Here is an 8,127-nt window from a genome sequence, read left to right as displayed (position 1 = left end):
TGAACTCGATCATCGGGACGGCGACCGGGTGGTCGGCGGGGCACATGTTGTCGTTGGTGCCGGGCTTGACGACCGGGTAGGCCATGTGGCTCTGGTGGTCCGGTGTGTCGAGGTACTTCCCGTCCCAGCAACTGGGCGCCTGGAAGCGGATGTTGAGCTGCACGTCGGCCCGGTTCGGGCAGGTCGTGGGGAAGTCGGTGTTGAAGTAGCTGTCGCCGCATTCCCAGCCCTCGACGAAGCCGCGGTGGTGGCGGAACTGGTCGGCGCTCTGCATCGGGTCGCCCACGACGAACCGCAGGCCCTTGGGGAAGGGCCGCACGCTGGTGTAGTCGGTGACGCCCGCCTTGTAGTAGATGGTCTGGGGGCCGACGGGCAGGATCTTCTGGTCGCCCTTGTACAGCGAGGGCATCCAGTACGCCGAGGCGTCGGCGGGTGCCTTGCAGGTGGTGGCGCCGCCGTAGAGGGAGGCGGTGGTGCTGCCCGCGTTCGTCGAGGTGTTGCCCATGAAGGTGTGGTCGTGGGACTTGCCGGGCTGGCCCGGGTAGACGATCGGGTCGTCCGGGGCGGTGTGTGTGACCGAGCAGTTGGCCTGGAACTCGTGGAAGTAGCGGGAGGGCGGGGTGTTCGTGGACGGCGTGACGCCGGTGACCTGGGGAACGGCCGGTATGTAACCGTCGCCGTCCGGGTCGTCGGCGGATGCCTGGGTGGACACGGCCATCGTGTGCCCGGTGTGGGCGACGGACGCGGATGCCGTGGTGTCGGTGTCGGTGTCGGTGGCCGCGGAGGCGATGGTGCCCACGCCGAGGACACTGGCGAGCAGCGCGGTGCCGAGGAGGAGTGCGGGGAGCCGTTTCGGACTCGATCTCATGGGATCTCCTGCCCGTGGGGTGGGAGTCGCGCGCGCGGGTGTGCGTCGCGCGGGTGGTGCGGTCGGTGCGGTGGTGGTGGTGAGGCCGCGGAGGGCTCCGCCACCGTCGTCCGGGGCCCAGCCGTCAGCTGTAGATCCCCAGTTCATGGAGGGAGTAGCCGTAGCTCGTGCCGCGCGCCGTGAGCTGGAGGCGCACGTAGCGGGCGGTGGCCGAGACGTCGATGGTGTCGACGTCACCGTCCCCGGCGGTCGTGGAGTAGACCGGACGCCAGGAGTTCGCGTCGTCGGACACCTGCACCTCGTAGGACTTGGCGTAGGCGGGGTCCCAGACGAGCTGGACCTTGCGCAGGGCCTTGGAGGAGCCGAGGTCGACCTGGAACCACTGTGGGTCGCTCCAGTCGCTGGCCCAGCGGGTGTCCGCGCGGCCGTCAACGGCCAGTGCCGGGGTGCAGGGGCAGTCGCCGTAGGACGGCTGGAAGGAGGAGGCGGTCGCGGGCCGGTTCAGCGCCAGGTTGGTCCCGCTCACCGGCGGGGCGACGACCTTGACGGACCTGGTCTCGATGCCGGCGTTGCCGTGCCCGTCCTCGGCCTGCACGTAGACCTTCCACACGCCCAGCTTCTGGGGCGCGGTGACGGTGAAGTTCCCGTTCCCGGCCGAGCGCCACTGCGCCTCGACGAGCCGCTTGTCCCCGTTCGCGTAGTTGCCGCTGAGGAAGATCTTGTACGTGACCGCGTCACCATCCGGGTCACGCACGTCGGCGTGCACGGTGAACTCGCCGCCGGCCGCCGCCGAGGAGGCGGGGCTGACGGACATGCCGCTGATGACCGGGGGCGTGTTGTCACCGGCCGTCGAGCCGGTGTACGCCTTCTTCACGGCGTAGTACGACAGCCGCTTCAGCCCGTCGGGCACGAGGTTGAACCAGACGCCGCCGAAGTCGTGCTCGGTGCCGTAGTGGAAGAGGGTGGCGCCCAGGGCCACTCCCTGGTGACCGGTCACGCAGTTCCACGCCTTGGTGTAACCGTCCGCCTTCTGTACGTCGGTCGGCTCGTCGGGGATGCCGTTGGCGTCGTCGGGCACCTCCCACTCGCCGGCCGGTCCGGTCTCGGTGATGATGTAGGGCTTGGTGTAGCCCCCGTCGATCCAGTCCTGGCGGACCTTGCACACGTTGTTGTACGAGTTCATCGCGTACAGGTCGAGGTCGGGCGCGTTGCGCTTGTAGTACGGCCAGGCGCCGGTCCACGCGTCCGTGGACGTGACCGGGTGGTCCGGGTCGATGCCGTGGATCTTCTTGGCGACGTCGTTGACGAAGCTGGTGTAGGCGTTGCGCTGGGCCTCCAGTTCGCTGCCGCTGTAGCAGTTCTGCAGTCCGAGGACCGACTCGTTGCCGACGTTCCACATCAGCGTCGCCGGGTGACTCTTGTAGGCCTCCACCCACTTGGCGAACTCGGCGAGCGAGTCGTTCTTGTACGTCGTGTCCGTCACGTAGTTCACACAGCCGCCGGCGCCCGGCCCGCCGCCCGGCTGGAGCCAGAAGCCGTTGACGACGCGGATCCCGTTGGCCGCCGCCGCGTCCAGGAGCGCCTTGCTGGACGCGTCGGTGCCCCAGGTGCGGATCGTGTTGGCGCCCATCGCCTTGACGTCCGGCAGGTACTTGGGACCGTCGGAGGCCGCGGGGCCCCAGGTGACTCCCTTGACGGTGTACGGCTGGCCGCCCACCGTCAGGCGCCAGTTGCCCTGGGTGCCCTCGACCCTGACGGCGCCGCCCGAGGCCGGCGGGGTGGTGCCGCCGACGGAACCGTAGACCTGGAACTCCCACAGCGAGTACCCGTATCCGCCGGACCGGGCCAGGCCCTGCATCCGGACGTAGCGGCCGGTCCCTGATACGGCGAGATCGTCGGTGCCGCCGTCACCGCCGGTCACCTTCTTCAGGGTGCGCCAGTCACTGCCGTTGTCGGACGCCTGGATCTCGTAGTCCTTGCCGTAGGCCGACTCCCAGGTCAGGACCACGCGGCTGAGGTCCGACACCTGGCCCAGGTCGACCTGGAGCCACTGCTGGTCGCTCCACTGGCTGGCCCACCGGGTTCCGGTGAGGTTGCCGTCCACGGCCGCGGCGGCCGCGTAGCCGTCACCCTCCTGGGAGGAGGCGGTGGCGGGTCTGCCCTGGGACAGGAGGGTGTCGGCCGCGTGCGCCCCCGGGGCGAGCGCGACGGTCAACGAGGAGGCGAGGAGGGCGCCGAGGGCGATGAGGGGTACGGCCGCCCGGCGGGGGAGGGAAGTGGTGGAAGCCGGTCTGGACAACGGGTGCTCCTGATGGGTCGGGTCGCCGAGGACAGAAGTGCTTCCGGGGGCCGCGCTCCGCGGTGCCCCGGACCTGTCGGCGGCGGTGTGGGGAGGGTGGGATGCGTCGGCCGTACTCCGGCGGAGGAGGCCGTCCATGTACGCGTACTACGGGGGTCGGTGTCCCCTCCGGGCCGTGCTGCGGGGCGGGCTGGTCCGGCCCGGAGGGGAGTCGTCTCCGGACCGCGCCCGGGGCGACGCGGCCCGGAAGGGGTCAGGGGTGGGGACCGGTGGTCGACGGGACGGCCGAGGTACCCGAGGCGGGTGCCCGCGCGTCGTTGGCGACGTTCTCGTGGTGGATCGGAAGCGGCATTCCGGCGGGTGTCCGGATCGCCGTCGGCAGTGGCGGACGCCGGGGTGCCGTAGTGCTCCTGACGCGACGCCGTGCCGGGCCTGGCCGACGCCAGGAGCGGCCTGTGCCGCGGTGGCGTTGCCGCAGATGACCAAGAGCGGACACGAAGTCATCTCCTCGGAAGCAGAGTTGGGGGAAGGCGCACGGGAACGGGAGAGCGCTCTCCGAAACCATGCCCGGCAGCCATGTCGGGGTCAAGAAGGTGAACCCCCTTTTCTTTCGGCTTTATTTAAGAGAGAGTCGCGCCGGGACGGTCACCTCCACCGCTGGCGACAGCGAGTACGCGTACGCGCGCCTGGGGGTCTGCGCCCTGTCACGCGGTGAGGTGGAGTGCGGGGCGTACGGGTCCGCCCGGCGGGAGTGGCGGGCCGCCGGGGACCGGAAGCGACGTGGACGTACGGGTGACCCGCCATCATGGTCAGCGTGGGGGGAGGGAGGTGACGACCGGCGTTCCCCGTCCCCTCAGACCTCGGGGGACCGCTGTTCGAGGGCCGTGGCGAAGGCGCGGGCGACACGAGCGACGGCGGGGTCGTCTTCGCGAGCCAGTCGGCGCAGGACATCCCGCCCGGTGGTCCCCGACAGCTCGACCGGCGCCTGGGCCGGACGTATCCGCGTCGCGGAGCTCGTGCCGGGAGCCGAGAGTTCGCCGACCAGTGCTGTCGTGATCCGATCCGCGCACTCGGGGTCTCGGGACAGCATTCCGAGGACCTCCGCCGCTTCGACGTCGTTGGAGCCCTCGACCACCATGCCGACGAGTGTCGGCACGGTCGCTGTCACGCCACGCCTGCCCAGCACCAGAGCGGCGCGCTCGCGCACCGTCGCGTCCATGTCCCCGAGCGCCTTCGCGAGGACCGCGGTCGCACCGGGGGCGTCGGCCGTCTCGGCGATCGCCGGCACCGCGCGCCGCGTGATGGCGGCGTCCTCGGAACGCATGCCGACGGCCAGTGCCGCCACGCCGCCGCCGTCCGACCGGGCGAGCGCCCAGCGCAGCGCCCGCGATGCTGGGGTCGGTCTCGGCGAGGACCGCCCTGGCGAGAAGCTCGACGGGAACCGGGGCGCCCTTCGGTGGCGCCAGTACGGCCTGCTGCCTGCGCGCGGCATAGGGCGCGTTCAGCCCCTGCATGAGCGCGACGAGGCGCAGGACGTCCTGTCAGCCGGCAGGCGCCGACGCATCGGTCGCGCGGAGTCGCTCCAGCAGTTCCCGTTCCCGCTCCAAGCGGTCTTCCGTCCACCGGTTGAGGTCACCGACCAGGGCTGACGGCGCGAACGCCGGGTCCTGGACCGCGCGTGCGATCTGCTTGAGCGAGAGCCCCGGGGTCCGCAGGACCTTCCACGTGGAAGGTCCTGCGGACGTCTTCGGCGGAGTGCTCGCGGTAGCCGCCGACGGTGCGGCCGGTGGGGCGTACCAGCCCGAGGGCGTCGTGGTGCCGGAGCATCCGGGTGCTCACCCCCCGAACGCCGGGCCACTTCACCGATCAGCACTCCGTGTTCTCCGTGGTGTCCGCGGCCTCAGCGACTCGCTCACCCCGCTCACCCCGCTCACCCCGCTCGCCCCGGTCGGCTCGGTCGGCTCGGTCGTCCCCGCCGCGGCGACGGCGGCTCGTTCCGGGCCGAGGGCGACGACTCGCCGCGCTTCCTCGACAGCCGCGTCGAACCCGGCCGCAGGGTTCCGCCGGAGCAGCTCGGTGGCACGGGCGTGCGTGGCCACGGCCGGGTCGGGGCTCGCCGCGGCTTCCTCCAGGGTGGGCCCGGCCACGTCGCCGAGGTCGACGAGGGCCCGGCTCAGGCTCAGCCGCACATCCCGATCGCCGCGGCCGAGTTGCGTGACCAGTTGGTCTGTCAGGTCCTTCTGCTCGTTCCCGGGTACGAGGGCGACCGCGACCCGTCACGCGGTCCGCGCGACCTCGTCGTCGGGGTCCCGGAGCATGGAGCGCGTGATCCAGGCCCACGCGCTCCTGTCGCCGATCTTGGAGAGTGTGTGCAACGCCTGGCTGCGGACCTGGGTTCGCTCCGAGGCGAGCTCCAGGCGAACGCAGGGCAGGGTGATCTCCGGCGGAAGGCGGGTCAGCGCCCAGGACAGCATGTCCCGCACGAAGAAGTCCGGCTCGACCGCGCACCGCTCGACGAGTGTGTCCAGGATGCCGGGGTCGGGGGCCGAGCCGGCCGCCAGGGCCGTCTGTAGCCTGACCGAGGAGTTCTCGGCGCTCAGGGCGGGGGCCATGTCGGCATGTCGGCATGTCGCGAGGTTCCGTTTGTCGGGTGATCGAAACCACCTCCTCCGCTCAGGGGACACCTTGTCACTATGTCGAGGTCAAGCCCGACCGGTGGGGCAGGGGGTTCGGCCCTGTCCGGGTTGCTGGAAGCCATGCTCACGCGCGAAGCGGCCGACCGCGCAGGAGGATGCTGTCGGCGCGTGCGGCCACGGCCCGTACCCGGCCGATTCCCTGTACGCCGGGGTCAGTTGTGGCCGCGCCGGGCCACCGGCCTGGTCAAGGGCTCCGGCCCGGCCGTCGACGCCGGCGAGCACCTCGCCGGCGTCTCCGACACCGCGGCCGGCCGGGCGCGTTCGTCAACCTCTCCGTCGCACCCCGCGACAACGCAGTCATCGCGAGCTGTTCGAGTCGTCGCGGGTCCTGGTGGACCGGACGATGGCCGAGGGCCACGCGGCGAACGGGCTTGTCCCGCCCCGTGGCCCTCATCACCGGGCGTCCTCGATGAAGATGGCTCAGTAGGACTTGGCTTCCGGGGGTACGACCGTGAAGGTGTAGCCGTTGCCGGGCCCGGAGAAGGCCAGGCTGAGCGTGGGTCCGAACAGCCCGCAGTCGGTGAGGGAGGGGAAGGTGGTCGTGCCGGAGAACGTCAGCCCACCGCTGCCGAGTGCGGAGACCGGCCCCTCGAAGTCCAGCGGGAACTCGACGGGTTCGGAGGTCCGGCAGCCGACCGGGATGTGGATTCCCAGCTCACCGGCGGACACGATCTCCACGGTGGCCAGGGCCTTGCCGTGGATGGCCAGCCGCCCCGCGTCGTCCAGCGAGACGGTTCCGCTCGTCCCCTCGGACTTCAGACCGATGCGCACCTGCACCGGCAGCCCGATCACCCGCAGGTGTTCCAGGAACGTCGGCACGGCGAGGGATCCTTCGAGCCGCCGGGCCGTCAGGTCGGTGTCCGCCGTGAAGGTGGACCCCTCCGGCATGAGCACCGTCTCGCCCAGTGTCTTGAGCTGGAGGCCGCCCTTGAGCAGCCACTTGTCCAGCGAGACGACGAAGTCGCCGCCACCGGGGTTGGCCGTGGAGCGGGGCGGCGGAAGGATGTTGAGGCAGTCGCCGACGAGCTGCGGCTTGCCGTCGAACCGGTCGGTGAGCCACTTGGTGACATTCGGCGCGGCCTGGAACTGGGTGGCGATGTGCTCGCTCGGGTAGACGTCGAACTTCACCGCCGTACCGCGCGAGCAGTAGCGCTTCTTCAGGCTGATCGCCTGGTCGAGCGGCAGGATCTCGTCCGCCTGCCCGTGGTACTGGTACACCGGTGCCTGGATCTTCGTGCCGCCCAGGTCCTGGGCGCCCAGCACCTCCCCCACGGAACCGATCGCCATCAGCTCGTCCAGCGTCCGGCCGCCCGCGGTGTACTGCTTGATGTCGTCGTTGATGAAGTCGAAGAGCGTCTCGAAGACGCACTTGTCCTTCGCGTCCGCGACGGCCGCCCGTCCTGCGTCGTTGACCAGCTCGTCGAAGGGGATCTTGTCCGGGTACTCGGTCGCGAGCCCCACGACCCCCTGGAGCAGGAAGGAGGCGCCGGTGCTGCCGTTCAGGTAGCGCGCCGACGCCTTGAAGTCGCCCGGCACCCCGCCCGCGACCACACCGGCCAGGTTCAGCGACGAGGCGTAGGAGGGTTCGAGCTGACCGGCCCACCCGGCCGACTGCCCGCCCTGGGAGTAGCCCCAGACCGCCGTCATCGCGCTGCCGCTCAGCCCGCTCCCCGGCACCTGGAACGCGGCGAGCGCCGAGTCCAGCACCGCCTGCCCCTGTGACCGGCCCGCCAGGTACGTCGGCGTCTGTCCGGCCCCGTATCCGGCGTAGTCGGTAACGACCACGGCCCAGTTCTTCTTGAGCAGCGACACGATGTTCGCCGTCTCGTAGTCCGTTCCCGCCGCGAGCTGCGCGGAGGGCGCGCACTTCGACGCCAGTCCGTGTGTCCCCGGCGCGTACGCCACCAGCGGCCGCGCCGAGCCGCCGGACCAGGTGGTGGCGGGCACGAGAACCGTCCCGGTGACGGTGTTCGCTCCGCCCCGTGAGTCGGTCGACGCGTACGAGATGCGCCAGCCGTGCACGGCGGGTGCCCCGGCCCCCAGCTTCACCACCGCCGGGGTGGATGCCAGCAGGGTGCCGTGGGCGGGTTCGGCGGCAGCGGCCGCGCCGGTCGTCATGGGCAGGGCGGCGACTGTGGCGGCAGCCAGCGCCAGGGGTAAGGCTCTCTTACTGATCATTTCAGAATGATCTTCGGAGTCGTCGCAAGCAGATGATGCTGCAGGCGAGTTGGAGCAGTCCGAGGTGGAGGTCGGCTCGTATCTCA

5 protein-coding genes and 1 pseudogene are annotated in these 8,127 nt (G+C 71.0%); all 6 read right to left on the bottom strand.

Annotation, left to right across the window (positions count from 1 at the left end; translation table 11 throughout):
* Positions 1–868, bottom strand: an 868-nt coding sequence (locus tag ACZ63H_RS38205; RefSeq protein ID WP_469873063.1) for a DUF1996 domain-containing protein, incomplete at its 3' end; no start/stop codon positions are given.
* A gap of 124 nt (positions 869–992) precedes the next feature.
* Complete coding sequence (locus ACZ63H_RS38200) at positions 993–3,167, bottom strand: discoidin domain-containing protein (protein ID WP_469873062.1); 2,175 nt, start codon at positions 3,165–3,167, stop codon at positions 993–995.
* An 853-nt stretch (positions 3,168–4,020) separates the two neighbouring features.
* A pseudogene (locus ACZ63H_RS38195) lies at positions 4,021–5,040 on the bottom strand (MerR family DNA-binding transcriptional regulator).
* Entirely contained in the window at positions 5,027–5,356 is a 330-nt protein-coding gene (locus ACZ63H_RS38190) for a hypothetical protein (RefSeq protein WP_469873061.1), read from the bottom strand. Before ACZ63H_RS38190 ends, ACZ63H_RS38195 begins: the two are co-directional and overlap by 14 nt.
* 87 nt (positions 5,357–5,443) lie before the next feature.
* Entirely contained in the window at positions 5,444–5,779 is a 336-nt protein-coding gene (locus ACZ63H_RS38185; protein WP_469873060.1) for a HEAT repeat domain-containing protein, read from the bottom strand.
* 504 nt (positions 5,780–6,283) lie between these two features.
* On the bottom strand, positions 6,284–8,041 hold the full coding sequence (locus ACZ63H_RS38180; protein ID WP_469873059.1) for a lipase family protein: 1,758 nt from the start codon (positions 8,039–8,041) through the stop codon (positions 6,284–6,286).
* Positions 8,042–8,127: the final 86 nt, after the last annotated feature.

Source organism: Streptomyces sp. NPDC104831 (assembly GCF_055583025.1).
Note: the sequence above shows the minus strand (reverse complement) of the source record. Positions and strands in the feature narration are given on the sequence as shown.